19 protein-coding genes are annotated in these 18,949 nt (G+C 60.9%); 9 read left to right on the top strand and 10 right to left on the bottom strand.

Annotated elements, in window-relative coordinates; genetic code table 11:
* A partial coding sequence (locus MB02_RS16720; protein ID WP_156495567.1) for a sulfatase-like hydrolase/transferase occupies positions 1-1,265 on the top strand: 1,265 nt, incomplete at its 5' end.
* 46 nt (positions 1,266-1,311) lie between these two features.
* Here the strand turns inward: MB02_RS16720 and MB02_RS16715 are convergent.
* Both MB02_RS16715 and MB02_RS16710 read right to left on the bottom strand, forming a co-directional pair.
* Positions 1,312-1,767 (bottom strand): nuclear transport factor 2 family protein, encoded by a 456-nt coding sequence (locus tag MB02_RS16715; protein WP_067540544.1) that lies wholly within the window; start codon positions 1,765-1,767, stop codon positions 1,312-1,314.
* 17 nt (positions 1,768-1,784) lie between these two features.
* A complete protein-coding gene (locus MB02_RS16710; RefSeq protein WP_067540540.1) occupies positions 1,785-2,210 on the bottom strand; it encodes a hypothetical protein in 426 nt (141 codons plus the stop codon).
* A 202-nt stretch (positions 2,211-2,412) separates the two neighbouring features.
* On the opposite strand from MB02_RS16710, the gene MB02_RS16705 reads away from it, so the two are divergent.
* The 3 genes from MB02_RS16705 to MB02_RS16695 are packed head-to-tail and all read left to right on the top strand — an operon-like array spanning position 2,413 to position 4,255.
* The gene (locus tag MB02_RS16705) at positions 2,413-2,937 is read left to right on the top strand and encodes a glycine cleavage system protein R (protein ID WP_067540538.1); all 525 of its coding nucleotides are present in this window, start codon (positions 2,413-2,415) and stop codon (positions 2,935-2,937) included.
* Between the two features lie 25 nt (positions 2,938-2,962).
* Complete coding sequence (locus MB02_RS16700; protein ID WP_067540535.1) at positions 2,963-3,862, top strand: TIGR03619 family F420-dependent LLM class oxidoreductase; 900 nt, start codon at positions 2,963-2,965, stop codon at positions 3,860-3,862.
* Positions 3,863-3,883: 21 nt separating this feature from the next.
* Positions 3,884-4,255 (top strand): nuclear transport factor 2 family protein, encoded by a 372-nt coding sequence (locus tag MB02_RS16695; protein WP_067540532.1) that lies wholly within the window; start codon positions 3,884-3,886, stop codon positions 4,253-4,255.
* Positions 4,256-4,307: 52 nt separating this feature from the next.
* On the opposite strand, the gene MB02_RS16690 is transcribed toward MB02_RS16695, so the two are convergent.
* Genes MB02_RS16690 through MB02_RS16680 form a run of 3 tightly spaced genes read right to left on the bottom strand, consistent with a single transcriptional unit; the run spans position 4,308 to position 7,328 of the window.
* On the bottom strand, positions 4,308-5,162 hold the full coding sequence (locus tag MB02_RS16690) for an alpha/beta fold hydrolase (protein ID WP_067540529.1): 855 nt from the start codon (positions 5,160-5,162) through the stop codon (positions 4,308-4,310).
* Entirely contained in the window at positions 5,159-5,650 is a 492-nt protein-coding gene (locus MB02_RS16685) for a MaoC family dehydratase (RefSeq protein WP_235829562.1), read from the bottom strand. Before MB02_RS16685 ends, MB02_RS16690 begins: the two co-directional genes overlap by 4 nt.
* 10 nt (positions 5,651-5,660) lie before the next feature.
* Positions 5,661-7,328 (bottom strand): class I adenylate-forming enzyme family protein, encoded by a 1,668-nt coding sequence (locus MB02_RS16680; RefSeq protein WP_067540526.1) that lies wholly within the window; start codon positions 7,326-7,328, stop codon positions 5,661-5,663.
* A gap of 154 nt (positions 7,329-7,482) precedes the next feature.
* Here MB02_RS16680 and MB02_RS16675 point away from each other — a divergent pair, with 154 nt between their 5' ends.
* Positions 7,483-8,325, top strand: coding sequence for an SDR family NAD(P)-dependent oxidoreductase (locus MB02_RS16675; protein ID WP_235829561.1), 843 nt, complete (start codon positions 7,483-7,485; stop codon positions 8,323-8,325).
* A 27-nt stretch (positions 8,326-8,352) separates the two neighbouring features.
* Here MB02_RS16675 and MB02_RS16670 read toward each other — a convergent pair whose 3' ends face one another.
* From MB02_RS16670 to MB02_RS16650, 5 genes are all read right to left on the bottom strand, one after another.
* Positions 8,353-9,537, bottom strand: a complete 1,185-nt coding sequence (locus tag MB02_RS16670; protein WP_067540521.1) for an acyl-CoA dehydrogenase family protein — start codon at positions 9,535-9,537, stop codon at positions 8,353-8,355.
* A 1-nt stretch (position 9,538) separates the two neighbouring features.
* Positions 9,539-10,660 carry an acyl-CoA dehydrogenase family protein gene (locus MB02_RS16665; RefSeq protein WP_067540518.1) on the bottom strand — a complete coding sequence of 374 codons (1,122 nt, stop codon included), beginning with the start codon at positions 10,658-10,660 and terminating at the stop codon, positions 9,539-9,541.
* Between the two features lie 8 nt (positions 10,661-10,668).
* Positions 10,669-11,787, bottom strand: a complete 1,119-nt coding sequence (locus MB02_RS16660) for a Rieske 2Fe-2S domain-containing protein (protein WP_067540515.1) — start codon at positions 11,785-11,787, stop codon at positions 10,669-10,671.
* A gap of 12 nt (positions 11,788-11,799) precedes the next feature.
* Complete coding sequence (locus tag MB02_RS16655; RefSeq protein WP_067540512.1) at positions 11,800-12,675, bottom strand: amidohydrolase family protein; 876 nt, start codon at positions 12,673-12,675, stop codon at positions 11,800-11,802.
* Positions 12,676-12,761: 86 nt separating this feature from the next.
* Complete coding sequence (locus MB02_RS16650) at positions 12,762-13,340, bottom strand: TetR/AcrR family transcriptional regulator (protein WP_067540509.1); 579 nt, start codon at positions 13,338-13,340, stop codon at positions 12,762-12,764.
* A gap of 379 nt (positions 13,341-13,719) precedes the next feature.
* Between MB02_RS16650 and MB02_RS16645 the strand changes: the two genes are divergently transcribed.
* Genes MB02_RS16645 through fabI form a run of 4 tightly spaced genes read left to right on the top strand, consistent with a single transcriptional unit; the run spans position 13,720 to position 18,939 of the window.
* Positions 13,720-15,546, top strand: coding sequence for a PHA/PHB synthase family protein (locus MB02_RS16645; RefSeq protein WP_235829560.1), 1,827 nt, complete (start codon positions 13,720-13,722; stop codon positions 15,544-15,546).
* Positions 15,543-16,952 (top strand): bifunctional enoyl-CoA hydratase/phosphate acetyltransferase, encoded by a 1,410-nt coding sequence (locus tag MB02_RS16640; protein WP_067540503.1) that lies wholly within the window; start codon positions 15,543-15,545, stop codon positions 16,950-16,952. The genes MB02_RS16645 and MB02_RS16640 overlap by 4 nt, the downstream gene beginning before the upstream one ends.
* A complete protein-coding gene (locus tag MB02_RS16635) occupies positions 16,949-18,151 on the top strand; it encodes an acetate/propionate family kinase (RefSeq protein ID WP_067540498.1) in 1,203 nt (400 codons plus the stop codon). Before MB02_RS16640 ends, MB02_RS16635 begins: the two co-directional genes overlap by 4 nt.
* A gap of 14 nt (positions 18,152-18,165) precedes the next feature.
* The gene (gene fabI, locus MB02_RS16630) at positions 18,166-18,939 is read left to right on the top strand and encodes an enoyl-ACP reductase FabI (RefSeq protein ID WP_067540496.1); all 774 of its coding nucleotides are present in this window, start codon (positions 18,166-18,168) and stop codon (positions 18,937-18,939) included.
* The last annotated feature ends 10 nt before the right edge of the window (positions 18,940-18,949 follow it).

Raw genomic sequence — 18,949 nt, 5'->3', positions numbered from 1 at the left:
ACACGATGTTCGTCTATATCGTGGGCGATAACGGCGCGAGCGCGGAAGGCGGCCTCGGCGGCAGTCTCAACTACATGGGGCAGTTGCAGGGCTTGCCTGAGCCGGAAGAGGGAAAGATCGCGGGAATCGACCGCATTGGCGGGCCCGATGCCTATGCACACATCAATTCGGCCTGGGCCTGGGCGACGAATGCACCGTTCAAATGGACCAAGACGGTCGCTTCGCACCTTGGCGGCACACGTAACGGGATGGTGATTACCTGGCCGGACCGGATCAAGGATGCAGGTGGGCTGCGCAGCCAGTTCGGTCACGTCAACGACATCGTGCCGACTATTCTGGAAGCGGCAGGGATCGATGCGCCCAAGGAAGTGAACGGCATCGTCCAGAAGCCGATGAATGGCACCAGCCTGGTTTACAGCTTCAATGACGCCAAGGCCCCAGAGCGCCACACCACGCAGTATTTCGAGGTGTTCGGCCACCGCGCGATCTATCATGACGGCTGGATGGCCTCCGCCTTCCACCAACGCCTGCCCTGGACGAGCGGTTTCGGTGTCGAGCCCAAGCCATTCGATCAGGACACGTGGGAACTCTACGATCTGCGCAAGGACTTCTCGCAGGCCGACGACCTTGCCGCCAAATATCCGGCAAAACTGGAGGAATTGAAGGCGCTCTTCATGCAGGAAGCCGCCGCCAATCAGGTTCTCCCGCTCAAGGGCCAACAGATCCCCAGCGGCCTGCCCGATCTGGCCAAGGGCGTCACCAGCGCCACTTATCATGAGGGGACAGTGGGAGTACCCGAAAAGGCGATCCCCCATATTCTGAACCGTTCATGGTCGCTCACTTCGGACATCGAGACCGGTGAGAAGGCCCACGGGGTTATTGCCACTCTGGGTGGAACCGCTGCGGGCTGGTCGCTCTATCTCGATGCTGACCGCCGTCCGACTTTCACCTACCGCTTGTTCGAATTGAAGACTGTCAATCTCAAGGGAGACCCGCTTCCTTCGGGCGAGAATAACCTGCAGGTCGATTTCGACTATGATGGCGAAGGCTACGGCAAGGGCGGCACTCTCAGCCTGTCGGTAAATGGGAAGGTCGTCGCCAACGACACGCTGCCCGCCACTCCGCTGGCGATGTTCTCAATCGACGAGACTTTCGACGTCGGCGTCGATACCGGCTCGCCCGCCGGGAAATATCCGGAGGATGCGCCTGTTGGGTATGCCTACAAGGGCGGACAGATCGAAAAGGTGACAATCGACCTGCGCTGACCGTTCAGGATCGGGCACAGAGTATATCCCTGTGCCCGGCCCATCTTCATGGGTTCACATCCTTGAGCCCGAAAACGCGTTCAAGCGAGCCGACATTCGCCCGGTTGTGCTTGATCCGTTCGACCATGCGCCAGCACCCGTCTTTCCGCTCCCACCGATCGTTGTAATCGCCCAAAGTGTAATAGACTTCGCCGGGATCCTCATCCGCAGGCAAGTGGCTGTCATGAACATAGGCCCGGCTGGTTGCCGTATCCCCCGAAACAGTCACCAGAATGTTCCCCACCAGATGCTGCGTTGTGCCGCACCGGTCGAGGAAATGTCGTATCAGGCCAACAATTGCCTCCGGCCCATGCAACAGCCCGGTGCCCAGATCGGCTACCACATCGCTCGCCATAATGGTTTCGAGAGCGTGCCAATCCCGTTCATCCATCGCCCGCGCGAAGCGAATGATATTCTGTTCGATGGCACGGATCGCCAGCAGGCTGTCGAGGTCTGCGTTCATGCTTTCCCCCTTTCCGCTCAACTGATTGGTTCCAGTTCGTCCCACAGCGGGCCGACGAGCGTTCGGAAGAACTTGTCGTCGGAATACATGCGCTCGCCGGACAGGCCCTGCTCACCGAATGTCAGGATCGCCATAATGCGGTGCACGGTCGGCTCAGCATCTCCTTCGTGCGCGACAGTGACGGTATACTCCTGCACCAGTCCTTCGCTGCCGATGGCCTCGCTAAACATGGTCGCACCAAGAATGCGCGGCTGCACATCCTTCATGAAATGTTCGTAATAGCGGCGGGTTTCCGCCATTCCCCGAAATCTGCGGCCCAGCGGATAGAATTCATACACCGGCTCGCCTTCCATGGTCGCCAGCAACCCTTCCAGGTCCTGGGTGGTTTCAATTTCCGCGTGAGCAACGCCAATGGAAACGAGCTTTGCCAGGGATAATTTCATATGCACCTTCTCCCATTCCGGCCCGGCGTTTCATGGTTGATCGCGCAGGCTCGAACACATGGCATATCATGGGCCATCTCACAGGACACCCGGCAAACGCGATGCCGACGCTTTCAGGGGCGTCTTTCCCATTGACGCAGCCGCATGGCAGACTAGCCCTGCACTTGACGGCCTGACTGGAACAAGGGTGGGAGAGATACCAATGACATCGCGCGTGATCCTCTCCGTCGCGGGAAGCGACCGGCCGGGCCTGACCCAGGCGCTCGCCGACGCTGTACTGGAGGCAGGAGGGAACTGGCTTGAAAGCCACCTCAGCCGCCTGGGGGGAACATATGTCGGCTCGGTCCTTGTCGAACTCGATCCGGAACGCCTGCCAGCGCTTGAAAGCCACATCCACGCCGTCGATGCCAGCGGGCTACGCGTTACGATAGTTCCGGCCGGCGACGAGCCGCAGCCGGAAGGCAAACCGCTGTGGATCGAACTTGTCGGGCAGGACCGCCGCGGCATCGTGCGGGAAGTGACCGGGGTTCTGACTGCCCTTGGCGTCAACATCGAAGATTTTTCCACCGGCACTGAAAACAGCGCCTGGTCGGGTGAGTTGCTGTTCCGCATGAATGCGGTGGTGATCGTCCCTCGCGGCACAACGGCGGAAGATGTCCAATCCGCACTTGAGGCCATCTCAGGCGAGATCATGGTGGACTTCACATTTTCCCCGCCCGATAACTGAGAAAACAATCAAAGGGAGTAAATGGATGCGTTTCTGGCTGTCCATGATGGCCGTGCCTGAACTCGACCAGCTGGTTGAGCTGGCCCGGCACGCCGAAAGCTGCGGTTTCCATGGGGTGACATATGCCGATCACCTGATCATGCCGGCCAATGTCGAAACGCCGTATCCCTATACCGCCGATGGCAAGCTGTTCTGGCCGATCGACGCCCCCTGGCCCGATCCCTGGATTACGCTGACCCTGCTGGGCGCGGAAACGAGCACATTGCATCTCGCGACCAATATCTATCTTGCCGCCCTGCGCGACCCGTTTACCGTCGCGCGGAGCGTTTCGACCGCCGCGGCGTACAGCAACGGCCGGGTTGTTTGCGGTGTTTCGGCAGGCTGGCTGAAAGAGGAATATGACGCTGCGGGCGTGGACTTCGCCAGCCGTGGCCGCCGGCTCGATGAAATACTCGGCATCTGCCGCAAGCTCTGGGCTGGCGAAACACTAAGCCATGATGGAGAGTTCTTTCAGTTCGATTCCGTTATCCTGCGCCCGATCCCGCCCAAGCTGGTCCCGATCTGGGTTGGCGGCAAGGCCGCACCCGCCTTGCGCCGCGCGGCGGCAAACGACGGCTGGCTCGGCCTGCCGGCAACGGTCGACGACAATCTGGCCATTGTCGGCAAGATGCAGGCCATGCGCCAGGAAATGGGTCTGCCTGCCGACGGATTCCGCCCATGCGTTTCCCTGATAGAACCATTGACGGAAGACGCCGCCACCCGGCTGGAAGCAGGCGGGGTCGGTGACACTGTCGCAATCCCCTGGTTCCCCACGCCATGGGAGGTCGAAGCATTCATTCCGGATGGCGCGGACATTTCGCAGCTTTCCGTCAAGAAGGACGCGATCAGCCGCTATGCGGAACGCGTCATTGCCAAACACAACTGATAATCGAGAGAGGAACGGAATATGAAACCCGAAGATCTGCCTATGAAATCCATGGGTGCCGTTAAGGCAGGCGACCGTGCAGGCTGGCTGGCCCTGTTCGAGGACGATGCTGTGGTCGAAGATCCGGTCGGCGGTTTCGACCCATGGGATCTGACCGGGGAAGGTCAGCGCGGCAAGGAAGCGATCGGCAAGTTCTACGACATGTTCAGCGCTTCCCAGCAATCGCTCGACTTCGAGGTCCATCACCTGGTGGGCTGCGGAAATGAAGCCGCCTGCTTCGTGACCATGACAATCACGATGAAGGACGGCACCGTGCGCGCCAACAAGATGATCAACATCTACAAGATGTCACCGTCAGGAAAGATCGCTTCGCTGCGCTCCTTCTGGAACTAGGCCATGAGGGGAAGGCGTGGCTCGCCCACTGCTTTCCCCCTTGCCCACACCGCTAGCTCCCCGTTCCGCCGTGCTGGTCGAGGAATGCGATCACCGCATTGCTGAAATGATCGTTACGATCACCGGCGACCATGTGATCCGCGGATTCGATCGTCACCACTTCGGCATGGGGAACCAGTTCCTGAAATTCCTCCGCGCCTTGAGCGCTGACGATATTGCTCAGGCCTCCCCTTATCAGGGCCGCAGGGACGGTAAGCTGCTGGGCCGCCGCTTGTAGCCGCAAGGTCACAGCATCCAGATCGCCCGCACTCGCATCCTGCGCCATGAACGCCGGGTCCCAATGCCAGTAATAGCGGCCGTCGTCGGCCAGTCGCAGGTTCTTCAGCAACCCCTTTGGATCACGGGGACGCGGTCGATTGGGGCGGAATGCGGCCACCGCTTCCGCAGCCTCTTCCACATTGGCGAAGCCTTCCGGATTGCCCAGCATGAACTGCCCGACCTGCATTGCCCCATCGCGTTCCATTCTCGGCACGATATCGACCAGCACCAGACCGGCGGCTTCCGCATGCCCCTCACCGACGGTCAAGAGACCGGCCATGCCGCCCATTGACGCACCCACGACGAATGCGGGTCGATCGAAGGTGGAAAGCACACCCGCCAGATCTTCGATGAAACGCTCGAAACGGTAATCGCCATCAGGAGCCCAACCGCTCTCCCCATGGCCGCGCAGATCGACGGAGCAGACGCGATAGCCTGTGGCAGCCAGCCGCCGGGTTGTCTTGCCCCAGGAAAAGCGGGTCTGGCCACCACCGTGAAGCAGCACTACGGGCACTCCCTGCTCGGGCCCGCCGACATCAGCGGCGATTTCAATCCCGGCCCCGGCCAACATAACCTTGTGCAGCGTCATGCTTCGCCCGCTTCCCGGTCGCCAGCAATGGCGAAATGAACCAGCCAGCGCGCGACCATCGCGGGCTTGTCCAAGCCCTGCCGTTCCACCACAATATCCAATGTCTGCTGGAAGTTATTAGGCAGCTTCTCCACCGTATCGGCGATAGTGAAAACACCGCGCACTTTGGTGCCCGAGCGGACCGGGGCGGTAAACCGCACGTGATCGACCCCGTAATTGAGGCCCATGACCACCCCGGGAACAATCGGCATCTGCGTGGAATCCCGCAGATGGGGGATCAGTGAAAGAATGAGGAATCCATGCGCAACCGTCCCGCCCAGATGCGTTTCGGCGGCCCGGACGGGGTCGACGTGGATAAATTCAAAATCGCGCGTGGTCTGGGCGAAGCCGTCGATCATCTCCTGATCGATTTCCATCCATTCCGAAGTGTAGCTGCGCCCCTTTTGTGCCGCGATGAATGCTCTCGGGTCGCCCGCTCCGCCGGTCAAGCCTGCCTCCTCATGCCAGTCCGATCTCGTGACGCAGGATCAACCGGTCCACCTTGCCGGTCGCATTGCGCGGCATCGGCGTGTCGCGGAAATAGACATCGGCCGGGACCTTGTAATCAGCCAGATGCTTACGGACGTGTTCGCGCACGGTATCGGCGGACAGGTCCCGCCCTGCTTCAGGCGTTACCGCCACCGCCAGCCTTTCGCCCAGCCGTTCGTCCGGCATCCCGAAGGCAGCGACATCGGCCACGTCGGGATGTTCGGAAATTACCCGTTCCACTTCAGCGCAATAAATGTTCTCGCCCTTGGAAATGACCATATTGGTCTTGCGATCAACGATGGCCACGTAACCGATCTCGTCAATCGTCCCGAGATCTCCGGTCCTGAGCCAGCCATCGGCATCAATTGCCGCTGCCGTTTCCTCCGGCCTGTTCCAGTATCCTAACATCACCATCGGGCCGCGCACGCAGATTTCGCCCACTTCCCCCGAAGGCAACACCGAACCGTTTTCGTCCACGACGCGCATTTCGGCGACATCGTGCGCCACACCCGAACACTCCGGACGCGCGGTGTAGAGGTCACCCATGGCAAGGCTGACCGAGCCGGTCGTCTCGGTCATGCCATAGCCGCCGCCGAAAACCCGGCGGGGAAATGCTTCCTGCAAAGCCGCCAGCAAGTTCGGCGCCAGCGCCTGACCACCGCTGGCAATCGATCCGATGGTCGACAGGTCCCGCGTCGCGCGCGTCGGCTCGTTCAACAGATCCCACAAGGTCATGGGCGGGCCTGTAAACTCGGTAATCTTTTCCTCTTCGACCAGCCGCAGTGCCTCGGCAGGGTTCCAGCGCTTGTGGAAGACGATCTTTCCTCCACGGGCAATGATGCCGAGAAACATCGACTGGCAACCGCTGACGTGGAACAGGGGGAAGATCAGCAATATGGCCGATTGCGGACGACCAGCCATCATCGCCGCAGGGTCGATTCCCATTTGTGCAGCCATGCGCGCGGCAAAACGCGCGCCTGCATGCTGCGCCATCAGGATGCCGGTCAACATCGCGCGGTGCGAGATGATCGCGCCCTTGGGCCGTCCGGTCGTGCCGGAAGTAAACAGGATGCAGGCAGGATCGTCGGTACCCGCCGAACTGTCCGGCAGCGCCTGATCAGGATAGCGTGCGACCATGTCGCCCAGCATCGCCTCGTCGAATACCAGAGACTTTCCCTGATAACCGGCTTCCGCCAGCTTTTCGGCGCGACGGACATCGGCGATTATCAGCGATACAGCGATATCTTCGGCGCAATAGCGCATCTCTTCGCCTGAACCGCGACTGTTTATCAGTACGGGAATGGCGCCCAGCGCGGACAGCGCGGCAAAGGCAATCATCCATTCCGGGCTGTTGTGCATGGCAATAGCAATCCGGTCCCCGACCTGGACGCCATATTCGTCCGTCAGGGCAGCTGCCACCGAACCCGCAAGGGCATGGAACCCGGCATAGGAAATCCGCCGCTCTCCATCGACGATGAAGTCGGTATCGCCCCTGCCCGGCATAGTGGCGAACAAGGCGGACAAGTTGCCGGTCGCCCCGGCAAAAACGCGCATCTGCCGCCCGTTCACCTCTTGCTCGCAGATTTCGAAAGGCTCTCCAGGGCCGGTAAGGCCGGGGGCGCGAGGATCGATTTGCACGCTCAGGTTACTCCCCTTCACTAACTTTAAATTTCAAATTAATTTTTATATTTCAATTATGTAACATAATGCCAAATTGACCAGCACCCTATTTTCTGATCGAACATCCACGAAGAAATTGCCAGAATGGGAAGGGTCGCCGGACATGCCGGGTATGCTGGAGAATAGAGTCGCGATTGTCACGGGCGCAAGCCGCGGAATTGGTGCCGCGATTGCGATCCGTTTCGCCGCAGAGGGCGCGCGCGTGGTGATTACCGCACGAACGCTGGACGAAAGCGAGAAACTGCCCGGCTCTCTGCGCAAGACGCAGGATCGCATCGAAGCAAACGGGGGAGAGTGTTTTCCCATCGTTGCCGATCTTGGCCAACCGGAAAGCCGCCGCACCATCGTCGAAGGTGCGCTGGCTCATTTCGGACGGGTCGACATTCTCGTGAACAATGCCGCCTGGGCACGGTTCGGCCCAACGCATCTGCTGGTGGAACGGCATATCCGCCTTGCTCTGGAAGTGAACACACTGGCCCCGCTGGAACTCGCCAGCGCCGTAGCGCCCGGGATGATCGACCGGGGCGAAGGATGGATCCTCGACATTTCGAGCGGCACGTCCGACCATCCGGGACCCGGCCCGTTTGATCCGGCCGACCGTTACGTCCAGTTCCATCAGCACTCCGGGCCGACGCTTTATGCCGCCACCAAAGCCGCAACCGAACGATTGGCGACCGGCATGGCGGCGGAACTCGCCCCCCACAACATTGCCGTCAACACGCTGGCCCCGGTAGAAGGGGTTGCAAGCGAAGGAGCCGTAATGGCCGGTGACCTGAGCGTGGATATGACGCTCGAACCGGTGGAAGCCATGGCGGAAGCCGCGCTGGCCCTTTGCTCGCGCCCCGCAAGCATGCTTTCGGGAAGGCGAGCTGTCAGCCTGCCGTTGCTGGAAGAACTGGGCATTCCCGTTCACACACTGGACGGACGGCAACTGCTGCACACGTCCGCCGGATAGGAAAGCCCGCGTCAACGCCAGCACATGTCACCCACGCGGTTCGCGGGGCAAGCCCAGGCCGCGCTCGGCAATGATATTGCGCTGGATCTGATTGGTTCCGCCATGGATCGTTTCCGACCGCGTATAGAGGTATATCTGCGGAAGTTCTCCGAAGGCGTAAGCATCACCTTCCGCGATCAGGCCCGGCGCACCCACGACATCCATCGCCAGTTCGCCCAGCTTCTTGTGCCAGGTGCCCCAGTAGATTTTGTGAATGAAGGATTCACGCGAGAGCATCTCGTTGTCGCCCTTCGACAAGGTGCGCAGGGCATTGAAGCGCATCAGCTTCAGCCCGGCATGAGCAGTGGCGATACGTTGCCGGATAAGGGGATCGCGCGCCGCGCCGTTTGCGTTCGCCGCTGCGATGATCTTCTGCAATTCGTTGCGAAACGTCATCTGGATGGCGAGTGAAGACGCGCCTCGTTCGTGCGAGAGCAGGCCCATGGCCACTTTCCACCCTTCGCCCGGTTGCCCGACCACATTCGCTGCCGCTGTGCGGGCACCGTCGAAGAACGTCTCGTTGAATTCGGCATCGCCGGTCATCTGGCGGATCGGCCGCAAGGTCACGCCGGGCTGATCGAGCGGAACGAGCAGGAACGACAGCCCTTTCGGCCCTTGGCTGCCCTCTTCCGTCCGGCACAGAACGAAGATCCATTCCGCATATTGCGCCAGGCTGGTCCAGATTTTCTGCCCTTCGATCACCCACTCCAGGCCGTTGGGGCCGTCTTCCAGCCGCGCCTTTGTCCGGATATTGGCGAGATCCGAGCCCGCGTTGGGTTCGGAATACCCCTGTGCCCACAGCTCTTCACCGCTGAGGATCGCAGGCAGGAACCGGCGTTTCTGCTCTTCGGTGCCGAAGTGGATGAGCGTCGGCCCGGCCAGGGTAACACCGATATGCCCGATACGCCCCGGCGCGCCTGCCCGGGCATATTCCTCGGCAAAGATCACCTGCTCGGCAATGCTGGCGCCGCGACCGCCATGTTCCTCAGGCCAGCCGATCGCGCTCCAGCCGCCTTTGCCAAGCGCCCTTTCCCATTCTCGGCGTTCGGGCATCATGGCGCTCATGCTCGCAAGATTGCGGATCGAGGCAAACGGGCCGGACAGCTGGTCATCCAGCCATTCCGCGACTTCCCGGCGGAACGCCTCCTGTTCGGGAGTAAAACCGGTCCGCATGTCAGGCCACCTTTTCCAAGCCGATCATCCCGGCAATCCGTTCACGTTGGGAATAGGCATCGCCCAACAGCATCGCGTCGGCTCGCGCCCGCTTGAAGTAGAGGTGGGCGTCGTGCTCCCACGTAAAGCCGATCCCGCCGTGCAACTGGATCGCATTGCCGCTGCATCCCATGAAGGCCTCGCCGCAATAGGATGCTGCAATGGCGGCTGCCTCCTCCAGTTCATCCGATCCTTCATCGACGATACAGGCAGCATAGTATGCGCCCGTTTTCGCCGTTTCGACCTCAACCATCATGTCCGCCATCCGGTGCTTGAGCGCCTGAAAGCTACCGATGGGACGACCGAACTGGACCCTGTCCTTGGTGTAGGCGACTGTCATGTCCAGCACTGCCTCGGCCCCGCCCGCCTGTTCGGCGGCAAGGGCAATCCGCGCGAGATCCAGCGTGCGCGCCAGTGCCGCCGCTGCATCTTCACCCGAACCAAGGATATCGTCCTGAGACAAGACCACGCCCGCGAAACGGACCGTGGCCAATGGCCGTGTCAGATCGAGCGACACGTGCCGCTCGATAGTGACGCCGGGCGTGTTTGCACGGACCGCAACAAGGACGATTTCGCCGCTCTCCCGCCGTGCGGCAACCACCAGCAGATCCGCCACATGTCCGAAAGGTACGAAGCCCGCCACACCATTAAGACGCAGGGCATCGTCCAGCCGCACATCGGGCTCGTGCCCTCGACCAGCACCGCGCCAAGCCAGTGCCGCGATGCACTCACCCGTGGCAATAGAGGGTAGCAGAGCATCCCTCTGTGCGTCCGTACCGCCGAGCAGAATGGCCTGGGCGGCCATACCGACGCTGGAGAAATAGGGCGAAGGCAACAGCACACGCCCCATCTCCATCATCGCGATCGCAAGCCCCACGTGGCCCATCTCGGCCCCGCCATGGCGAGCGGGCAGCGCAATACCGCCCAGCCCCATTTCGCCCATGACAGCCCGCCAGAGTGCGGAATCGTATCCGGCCTCGGTCTCCATCACCTTGCGGGTGGATGCGGAACTACCATGCGTCGTGCAGAAACCGGCGACACTCTGCTGGAGCAGTGTCTCGTCTTCGGAAAATGTGAACTGCATGAGCGCGCTTATTCCGCCGCGACGGCCTGAGGAGGCCCGTTACGGCCACCCCATTCGGCGTAGAACTGGTAATACCAGCGGCGGAAATCGGCGATCGGCCCGTCGCCGTCACAAATCAGCGCCTTTTCAACGAAACGCTGGCGATCCCAGACGACCTTGTCCTGATCGAACTGCTTCACGATATCGCGGATCAATGCCTTGGCCAGCCCTGCCATCGGCCCTTCCGCCTGTGTCTTGGGCTGGGTGAAGGCAAACCGTACGCGGACCGCATCGTGATCAATCGGTGTCATGCCCGCGATCAACAGAGTCTCGGAAATGCCGCTGAAGCGCGTCCAGGCCTGGCCCGGACCGATATTGGCATTGGTAATGCGTCCTTCGACCTCACCCTTGGGCGTGCCGAGCTTTGCTACGACCACACCCGTGCGGCGAATGCCGTCGAACTTGATATCCGCATCCGGGAAGGTCGCCGTACCGTGCACATACCGGAAGTGGGCCGTGTCCGCCGAATTTTCCGCCAGAAACTGCAACGGAGCATGCACGATCCAGTCGTAACGGTCGAATTCCGTCCATTCATCGCTGCCGACATCGGGAAAATCCACGCGCTCCCATTCTGGCGGCTCGCCATTGGGGTGATACCAGAACCAGATGAAACCGCTGCCTTCCTCCGTCGGCCAGCCACCGCAAGGACGCTTGGCCTGTGGCGGAATGGTCCGGGCATAGGGGATTTCCTTGACCGACCCTTCCTCGTCATAGCGCCAGGCATGGAACGGACATTCCAGCATGTTGCCGGAAACTTTGCCGCCATAGGCCATGTGTGCGCCCAGGTGTTTACAATAGGCATCGACGATGCGAACCTTGCCATCTTCCCCGCGCCACATCGCGAGTTCCTTGCCGAAGGCGCGCAGCCGCTTGACTTCGCCCACGGCAATCTCGTCCGAATAGCAGGCGGCATACCAGCCAACCCCGAAAGGCAGCCGGTCCGCACCACGCTCTGCCGCGCCGACATTATTCTCGATGTCGGCCATACGCCAGGCCGCGCGTTCTTCAGGGCTCATCGCACCCACGACCTGCCAGGTCGCCACTGGCGCCGTGCGGGCATCGGTAACCAGGGTTTCAGTCTCGCTCATGGCCGTCTCTCCTCAATCCAGCTTGAACACACGACGCGCATTATCGCGCAGGAACTTTGGCCAGACCTCGTCCTTGATGGGCAGATCGTTCAGCTCCCTGAAAATGCGTTCGAGGCTGAGGCCCATGGGGAAATATCCCGCGTAAATCACTTTATCCGAACCGCGGGTATTGGCGAAATCGATGATGGATTTCGGCAGATGCCGCGGGGCGAAGGCACTGGTCGAATAGTAAAGGTTCGGCCATTTCAGCATCAGCTTCACGGCCAGTTCGTCCCATGGTTCGGCCCCGTGCCGCATGACTATGCGCAAATCGGGGAAGAACCAGCAGATTTCATCCAGCCGCTCGACCTTCTGCGGCGACATCGGCACGCGCGGGCCGGGCACGCCTGCATTGATGACCATCGGGACATCCATTTCGACACAAGCGGCGTAGAGCGGGAACATATACTTGTGGTCGATCGCAACCTGCGGGAATGTGCCACAAGGAAAGACGCTGACCGCCTTGATCCCGTAATCGCGGTGAAGCCGCTTGATCCGGCGCACTTCTTCCATGCCGCCGTTCGGGTCGGCCGGTACGTCGAAGAAGAAGCGGTCCGGGAAACGCTCCTTGGCCTCCAGCGTGGTCTTGGACCAGCGATCGTCCAGCCCGACCATCGCCTTGTCGATGTTGTAACGGTCCATCTGTTCGACGGTCCAGGCGATGTAATCGTCACAATCGCCAATGTCCGGCACGCCCTTGAACATATATTGCGCGGGCATTTCGAAGGCTTGCAAACTTTCCGCATCACGCAGAAGCGGCCGGAAATTATCATACCAGTCCGAGCGGTCCTCCCGCGTCGGAATGCCCATCATCGTGTCAATGACACCCACATCTTTCGGCAGGCCCATAGCCCTCTCCCCGCTGTAAAAATTTAGACTAAAGTCTATTATTTTTCAGCGGAATGCAAGCGCTTAAATTTCGTATTGAATTCAATCTACTTAAACGATCTCATAATCAGCCGGGCGGCTTCCGCCAGCCGCGTTTCCAGCGGATAGTCCGACTCAAACCGCCAGTTATGGACGATACCGATATATGCCCCGGTAAGAACCTCCGCATAAGCGACCAGATCCTGCTCCGGCACATCGTGAACCAGACGCTCGAACGCGTCATTCAACCGTCGGAAGCGCCGTGCGCCGACATCCTCGCCCCATCCCTGTTCCGATATGCCGACCAGTGGGCGAAACTTCTTTCCGCGGCTTTCAAGATCCCGACCGCTCGCCCGGAACAATTCCTCGACCCGCGCCGCCACAGGCATATCCAGTGCGGCAAAGTGGTCGACCTGCGCAACGAAACCGTCATCCATCTGCCTGATGATCGCGCCGACGATTTCCGCCTTGCTGGGGAAGTAATTGAACAGGGTGGCCCGGCTGACTTTCGCCTGTTCCGCGATTTCGTCCATCGTCGCGGCGCTGATCCCCTTGTCCGCGAACTTTGCCACACCTGCGCGGATTATAGCCGCACGAATGCGCGCCTTGTTCGATTCCCGGCGCGGCATCGCAGCTGCCTTGTTCATGCGAAATGTTTCCCCTTATTGCCCCCGCCTTACCAGCGTAGCAGCGGATCGCAACAAAGCAGCCGTTTCAGGTATCGGTGATTGATGCCGCATCAGAAGCCATGCCGGGCAAAAGCGCTCCACTGTAACACCTCGTTCATACTGACCGCATAGGGATGTCGCGAAAGGAACGCGAGAGCGTATCCTGACAGGACATGAAGCGTGATGGGCATTCCACACGGCCAGATGAGCCGGCTGACAAGCCTGCGTGGTATTGCATACCCGCCTTTGCGATCACACCCGATCCCATGCTACATGGATCGGAAAAATCGCACGGCTCGCTTGTGTTCACGACTTTGGCGAGAGGATACCTGATCCATGTCGATGGAGAACAGTGCGCGTGCATGACATCGTATCTTCCCGTTCGGTCGCCCGATCCACCGGCGATGCAACTGCCCCCGGCACGCCCCCCTCTTCCAGCGCAAGAGCGTCGGAACACGAGATGGAGGCCGGCTTCGCCAATCTCGACCGTTTTGCCGCCGCGACCGGAGCGCGGCTGACAGGCGGGCTTTCCTCCGTCGCATCCGTTCTGGCCATGGCCGACTGGTCGATGCATCTCGCCGCCATGCCCGGCAAACGGACCGAACTAGGCCTCGAAGCCTGGCGTTCATCCGTGCGCTATTGGGAAAACGTGGCCAGCGCGCTGCTCGATGCCGGTACGCCCGCCCCGATCGAGCCTGAACGCGGGGACAACCGCTTCCGCGACGCAGGATGGGACGGAATGCCCTATCGGTTTCTGCGCGACGGATTTCTTGTCATGGAAAACTGGTGGCGTGGCGCCACATCGGACGTCCGGGGCGTCGAACCCCGCAATGCGGAGATGGTGTCGTTTTCCGCCCGCCAATGGCTGGATGTGTTCTCTCCTTCCAATTTCCCGCTGACCAACCCTGAGGTCATGCGCAAGGCTCGTGAAACCCGGGGCCTCAATTTCCTGACCGGAATGCTCAACTGGATCGACGATGCAGGCCGCCTTGCCGCACATCGCCCCCCGGCGGGAACGGAAGAGTTCGCCGTGGGCAAGGAAGTCGCCGTCACCCCCGGCAAGGTCGTTTACAGCAACCACCTGATCGAACTGATCCAGTACGCGCCTGCCACGGACAAGGTCGCCGCCGAACCGATCCTGATCGTCCCTGCCTGGATCATGAAATATTACATTCTGGATCTTTCACCCGAAAATTCTCTGGTGAAGTTCCTCGTCGATCGCGGGCATACGGTGTTCTGCATTTCATGGCGCAACGTGACGGCGGAGGACCGCAACGTTTCGCTCGACGATTACCGGCTATACGGACCGATGGCGGCGCTGGATGCAATTTCCCAGATCGTTCCGGATACCAAAGTGCATGCCGCCGGTTATTGCCTGGGCGGCACCCTGCTTTCTCTGACAGCGGCGGCGATGGCCGAATTCGGCGACGACCGCCTGAAAACAATGACCCTGTTTGCCGCGCAGACCGATTTCACCGAGCCCGGTGAACTGGAGCTGTTCGTCAACGAAAGTCAGGTGTCCCTGCTGGAAGCAATGATGTGGAAACGCGGATTGCTCGACGCTTCGCAGATGGCGGGCGCCTTCCAGATCCTGCGGTCGAACGATCTCATCTGGTCGCGGCTGGTTCACGAATACCTGATGGGCGAACGCAGCCCGATGATCGACCTGATGGCGTGGAATGCCGACGCCACCCGCATGCCGTACCGAATGCATTCGGAATACCTGCGCAGCATGTTCCTGCGCAACGATCTGGCCGCCGGTCGCTATGTGGTCGACGGACACCCCGTCAGCCTCAATAATATCGAGGCACCGATCTTCGCCGTCGGTACGGAACGCGACCATGTCGCGCCATGGCACTCCGTTTACAAGATCCACTATCTGGCGAACACCGAAGTCACCTTCCTGCTCGCCAGCGGCGGCCATAACGCCGGCATCGTCAGCGAACCCGGACACCCGCACCGCCATTACCGCATCGCGACGTACACTCCGGAGGGAGTCTGCCTCTCAGCCGATGAATGGATCCCCACTGCGGAACAGCGCGAAGGGTCGTGGTGGCTCGCCTGGGATGATTGGCTGGCTGGCCATTCCGTGCCCGACCGGGTCGCCCCGCCACCGATGGGCCTGCCCGGCAGCGATTCTGACGAACTGACCAACGCCCCAGGGAAATACGTGTTGCAATCATGATGATGAAATCGGCCGCGGCGCCACTGGTGAGCCGCACTTTCGACGAATTGGCAATCGGGGATGCGGCCTCACTGGTTCGCCTCGTTACACCCGACGATATCAAGCTGTTCGCCGCCGTTTCAGGCGACGTGAACCCGGCCCATCTGGACGCGCAATATGCCGCAAGCGACATCTTCGGCCATGTCATCGTCCATGGCATGTGGACAGCCGCGCTGATCTCCACTCTGCTGGGTACGCAGTTGCCGGGGCCGGGAACGATTTACCTCGGCCAGGATCTCCGCTTTCTGCGCCCGGTCGCTCCAGGGGACACGATCACCGCCACTGTAACGGTCACGGAAAAGCGGGACGAAAAGCACATCGTGCTGTTCGATACCGTCTGCACCAACCAGCAAGGTGACAAAGTCCTTTCCGGCACTGCCACGGTCATTGCCCCCAAGGAAAAGCTCTCGCTCCCCCGGATGCCGGTGCCCGAAGTCACCATCCGCGAGGTCGACCGCTTCAAACCGTTTCTGGAACAAGCGCGTGCGCTGCCGCCCATGCCCACCGCCATTGTCCATCCCTGCAATGTGGAAGCGATCCAGTCAGCCATCGAAGCCCGCGATGAGGGGCTGATCGAACCCGTTCTGGTCGGACCGCGCGACAAGATCGAAGCCGCTGCCAACAAGGCCGCGCTGTCGCTGGAAGGCATTCGCATCGAGCCGACCGAGCACAGCCACGCCGCCGCCGCACGAGCGGTGGAATTGGCCACGGCGGGCGAAGTGGCCGCCCTGATGAAGGGTAGCCTGCATACCGATGAACTGCTGGGCGCGGTGGTCGCGTTGACATCGGGCCTGCGCACAGATCGGCGGATCAGCCATGTGTATGTGCTCGACGTACCGTCTTATCACAAGCCGCTGACGATCACGGACGCTGCAATCAACATTGCCCCTACGCTGGATCAGAAGCGCGACATTTGTCAGAACGCCATTGATCTGCTGCATGTGCTGGGCGTCCCCGATCCTTTCGTCGCCATTCTCGCGGCAGTGGAGACAGTCAATCCGGCCATGCCAGCCACGCTCGACGCATCGGCTTTGACCGTCATGGCGATGCGCGGGCAAATCAAGGGCGCGCGGGTGGATGGCCCACTGGCCTTCGACAATGCCATCAGTCTCGACGCCGCGCGGATCAAGGAAATCAATTCGCCCGTCGCCGGGCATCCCGACATCCTGCTCGTCCCGAATCTCGAAGCCGGCAATATGCTGGCCAAGCAATTGATCTATCTCGCTGGCGCAGATGCGGCGGGGCTGGTGCTTGGTGCACGCGTGCCGATCATTCTCACCAGCCGGGCAGACTCCCTGAAAGTCCGGCTGGCCTCGGTCGCTCTGGCAAAGCTTGCCGCTCTCCGTTCGAATGAGGTTGCCGCATGACAGGCAAGGAGCAGCTGGTCCTTACTTTCAACGCCGGTTCGTCGACCATCAAATATGGGCTGTTCGACTGCGCATCGGGTTCACCGGTGCATATCGGCGGGGGGATTGTCGACTTGCGACGCGAACCTCTGATGCTCCACATGCGCGAAGGCGCAGTGATCGACGACATCGCTCTCAACGCACCGCTGACTGACGACCTCCACGAAGTGATCGAGGAAGTGCTCTCCTGCCTTGGCGAACACTTTCCTCTCGACGGTCTGCTGGCGGTGGGTCACCGCGTGGTCCATGGCGGTGACAGGTTTTCCGGCCCTGTCCGGATAGACGATGAAAATCTCCTGGCAATGGAGGCACTCGTCCCGCTGGCCCCGCTGCACCAGCCGCATAACCTTCAGCTTGTCCATGCGCTGCGCCATTTACGCCCGGAACTGGTGCAGACGGCCTCGTTCGATACCGCTTTCCATCGCAGCCAGTCCGATCTGGTCCGTCATTTCGCCATTCCCGCCGAATTGTTCGACGACGGGGTGAAACGCTATGGCTTTCATGGCCTGTCCTACAAATACATCGCCAACCGTCTCGCCGAGCTGGAACCCACGCTCGCCCAAGGCCGGGTCGTTGCGGCGCATCTGGGCAGCGGTGCGAGCCTGTGCGGCATGGAAGGCGGCAAGAGCCGCGACAGTTCGATGGGCTTTTCGACAATCGATGGCCTACCGATGGCCACGCGGTGCGGCGCGCTCGACCCCGGTGTGATCCTTCATTTGCTCAAGCAGCGTCAGATGCCGCTCGGCGATGTGGAGGATATGCTTTATCACCGCTCCGGCCTGCTCGGCCTATCAGGGATCAGCGCCGATTGCCGCGATCTTCTGGAAAGCGGTGCGCCTGCCGCACACCATGCGGTGGCCTATTTCGCGCTGCAGGTGGCACGGCAGACTACGGCTCTCGCCACGACGATCGGTGGGTTGGATGCAGTGATTTTCACAGCCGGTATCGGGGAACACCAGCCCCCGGTTCGTGCAGCCGTATGCCGCCATCTCGCCTGGTTGGGCGTAGAGTTGGACGAGGCGGCCAATATGGCAAATGCCACGCGTATCCATGCCCCATCCAGCAAAGTCGCCGTGCTCGTCATTCCGACGGATGAAGAGCAGGTGATTGCAGACGAAGCCTTTTCCACCTGCCGGATACCTGCTCCCTGCCTTAACTGAAACGGAGGATTACGATGGCGCCTGTTGCTGGTCTCGCCGGAAAGCGCGGCCTCGTGGTCGGGATCGCGAACGAGCATTCCCTTGCCTATGGCTGTGCAAGCGCCTTTCGCGATGCCGGAGCCGAGCTGGCGGTAACTTACCTCAACGATCACGCAGAACCCTACGTACGCCCCCTTGCCGAAGGGCTGGAGGCACCGATCATCCTGCCCTGCGACGTGCGTAACGCGGGGGAACTGGAATCGGTGTTCGAAACCATCGCCCGGCAATGGGGCAAGCTTGATTTCCTGCTCCATTCCATCGCTTTCGCCCCGCGCGACGATCTGCATAACGGCCTGGTCGATTGCTCTGCCGAAGGCTTTGCCATGGCCATGGATGTATCGTGCCATTCCTTCATCCGCATGGCCAGGCTCGCACTCCCGCTGATGCCGGATGGCGGGAACATGCAGGCGGTGACCTATTACGGAGCCGAGCATGTGGTCGGACACTATAATCTGATGGGGCCGGTCAAGGCCGCGCTGGAGGCCACGGTTCGCACTCTCGCTGCCGACCTTGCCGAACGCGGGATTTCAGTCCACGCGCTTTCGTCCGGGCCGGTCCAGACCCGCGCAGCGTCGGGTATCGAACATTTCGATGCCATCCTCGACCACGTGCAGGAAGCCACCCCGGCCCACAAATTGGTCAGCATCGAGCAGGTCGGCCGAATCTCGGCCTTTCTGGCCAGCGGCGCGGCTGCACCGATGACTGGATCGACCGTCTTCGCCGATCATGGATTTCACATTGTCGCCTGACCGGTCTGGA

The organism is Croceicoccus estronivorus, assembly GCF_001625325.1.
Lineage (GTDB): Bacteria > Pseudomonadota > Alphaproteobacteria > Sphingomonadales > Sphingomonadaceae > Caenibius > Caenibius estronivorus.
This window is presented reverse-complemented; position numbering and strand designations above follow the sequence as displayed.

Coding starts and splice junctions, on each gene's coding strand:
- MB02_RS16665 (WP_067540518.1), bottom strand. CDS start 10,660: ATGCAGTTCACATTTTCCGAAGACGAGACACTGCTCCAGCAGAGTGTC.
- MB02_RS16705 (WP_067540538.1), top strand. CDS start 2,413: ATGACATCGCGCGTGATCCTCTCCGTCGCGGGAAGCGACCGGCCGGGC.
- MB02_RS16715 (WP_067540544.1), bottom strand. CDS start 1,767: ATGAACGCAGACCTCGACAGCCTGCTGGCGATCCGTGCCATCGAACAG.
- MB02_RS16675 (WP_235829561.1), top strand. CDS start 7,483: ATGCTGGAGAATAGAGTCGCGATTGTCACGGGCGCAAGCCGCGGAATT.
- MB02_RS16660 (WP_067540515.1), bottom strand. CDS start 11,787: ATGAGCGAGACTGAAACCCTGGTTACCGATGCCCGCACGGCGCCAGTG.
- MB02_RS16650 (WP_067540509.1), bottom strand. CDS start 13,340: ATGAACAAGGCAGCTGCGATGCCGCGCCGGGAATCGAACAAGGCGCGC.
- MB02_RS16670 (WP_067540521.1), bottom strand. CDS start 9,537: ATGCGGACCGGTTTTACTCCCGAACAGGAGGCGTTCCGCCGGGAAGTC.
- MB02_RS16690 (WP_067540529.1), bottom strand. CDS start 5,162: ATGACGCTGCACAAGGTTATGTTGGCCGGGGCCGGGATTGAAATCGCC.
- fabI (WP_067540496.1), top strand. CDS start 18,166: ATGGCGCCTGTTGCTGGTCTCGCCGGAAAGCGCGGCCTCGTGGTCGGG.
- MB02_RS16640 (WP_067540503.1), top strand. CDS start 15,543: ATGATGATGAAATCGGCCGCGGCGCCACTGGTGAGCCGCACTTTCGAC.
- MB02_RS16655 (WP_067540512.1), bottom strand. CDS start 12,675: ATGGGCCTGCCGAAAGATGTGGGTGTCATTGACACGATGATGGGCATT.
- MB02_RS16700 (WP_067540535.1), top strand. CDS start 2,963: ATGCGTTTCTGGCTGTCCATGATGGCCGTGCCTGAACTCGACCAGCTG.
- MB02_RS16635 (WP_067540498.1), top strand. CDS start 16,949: ATGACAGGCAAGGAGCAGCTGGTCCTTACTTTCAACGCCGGTTCGTCG.
- MB02_RS16710 (WP_067540540.1), bottom strand. CDS start 2,210: ATGAAATTATCCCTGGCAAAGCTCGTTTCCATTGGCGTTGCTCACGCG.
- MB02_RS16695 (WP_067540532.1), top strand. CDS start 3,884: ATGAAACCCGAAGATCTGCCTATGAAATCCATGGGTGCCGTTAAGGCA.